Below are 1711 nucleotides of genomic sequence, written 5' to 3'. Positions count from 1 at the left end.
AGGAGCCCCGGTGCGGCGGCCCAGGGCGCGAGACGAAGCGCCGCCCGCCGGGTGCGGGGCCACGCGACCCCGGCCGCCAGGGCGAGGGGCGCCAGGACCGCCCCGTAGAGGGCGGGTCCCGCAACGGCGTCGAGTCCTGCGAAGCTCACGGACCCAGCTCCCGGGCGGCGATGATCCGCACCCAGGCCAGGGGGCTCGCGGGGGAGTGGGCCGCCAGGCCCACGAGCAGGGAGAGGAGCGCCGTGACCAGCGTCGGGGCGAGGAGCATCCAGCCGGTCTCCAGGCGGCCCCGGGGCACCTCCTCCTTCCAGAGCTCCGGGCGCGGCGGGCGAAACCACGCGGCGTGGAGCACGGGCAGGAAATACGCCGCATTCAGCCCGCTGCTGGCCAGGAGGACCAGGATCACCCAGTCCTGCCCCGCCTCCAGGGCCCCCGCGGCCAGGTACCACTTGCTCACGAAGCCCGCCAGGGGGGGCACCCCGATCATGCCGAAGGCCGCCAGGGTGAAGGCGCCCATGGTCCAGGGCATGCGGCGGCCGACCCCGTCCATCTCGCTTACCTTGTGGATCCCCAGGGTCTCGGCCAAGTTGCCCGCGCCGAAGAAGAGGGTGATCTTCATGAGCCCCTGGTGGACCAGGTGCACCACCCCTCCCAGGCTCACGGCCGGCCCCACCGTGGCCACCCCGAGGGCGATGTAGGACACCTGGCTCACCGTGGAGAACGCGAGCCGGCGCTTGAGGTCGTCCTGGAAGAGCGCCCGCACCGACCCGTAGACCACGGTGACCGCCGCGAGGGCCGCCAGGGGGCCGAGCAGCCCCAGGTCCGACGCGAAGGCGACCCCGTACACGTCGTACACGATGCGGGTGATCCCGAAGGCGCCGGCCTTCACCACGGCCACTGCGTGGAGGAGCGCGCTCACCGGCGCCGGGGCCACCATGGCCACCGGCAGCCAGCCGTGCAGGGGAACCACCGCCGCCTTCACCCCCGCCCCGAGCACCAGGAGGGCGAAGATCGCGGCCAGCACCGCCGGCTCCACCCCGGTCCCCGTCAGGGCCCCGTTGCGCTGGAAGTCGAAGGGCCCCGCCGCCGCGTGGAGCCACACCACCCCCACCAGGAGGGCGGCGCCTCCCGCCAGGGTGTAGGCCAGGTACACCCGGCCGGCCCGCAGGGCCGCCGGGGTGCCCCGGTGCACCACCAGGGGATAGGTGGACAGGGTGAGGAGCTCATAGAAGAGGAAGAAGGTGAGGAGGTTTCCGGCCAGGGCGACCCCCACCGTGGCGGTCACGCAGAGACTGAAATACCCGAAGAACCGCCGCCGCCGGGGCGAGCCCTCCAGGTAGCCCACGGCGTAGACCGTGGTCACGAACCACAGCCCCGCCGAGAGGCTCACGAAGAACACCGCCAGGGCGTCGGCCCGGAGCACCAGGTCGTGGCCCGGCAGGAACGGGGCTCGCAGCTCCGGGTACCGGTCCTGGAACACGTCCCGGAGGAGCACGAAGACGAAGGCGATCTTCGCGCCTGCTCCGGCCAGGTTGAGCCCCGTGCGCAGGCGCTGGCGGTCCTCGGCCAGGAGGAAGATGACGGCCCCCGGGACGAGCGAGCTCAGCACGAGGGCCGCCAGCACCCAGGAGCCCGGGCTCACGGCAGTCCTCCCGCGCCCCAGGAGAGGGGGCCCGGGGACGGACACCCCACCGCCGCGAGCTCCAGGACC

Annotated in this window: 1 protein-coding gene; it reads right to left on the bottom strand. The window is 73.7% G+C overall.

The genetic code is table 11. The features are described 5' to 3' along the window. Positions 1–145: 145 nt before the first annotated feature. On the bottom strand, positions 146–1642 hold the full coding sequence (locus tag AB1578_23725; GenBank protein ID MEW6490907.1) for a proton-conducting transporter membrane subunit: 1497 nt from the start codon (positions 1640–1642) through the stop codon (positions 146–148). Between the last annotated feature and the right edge of the window lie 69 nt (positions 1643–1711).

The sequence above is a fragment of the Thermodesulfobacteriota bacterium genome (genome assembly GCA_040756475.1).
Lineage (GTDB): Bacteria > Desulfobacterota > Deferrisomatia > Deferrisomatales > JACRMM01 > JBFLZB01.
The sequence above is the reverse complement of the archived record's forward strand: the minus strand, read 5'-3'. Positions and strand labels throughout refer to the sequence as shown.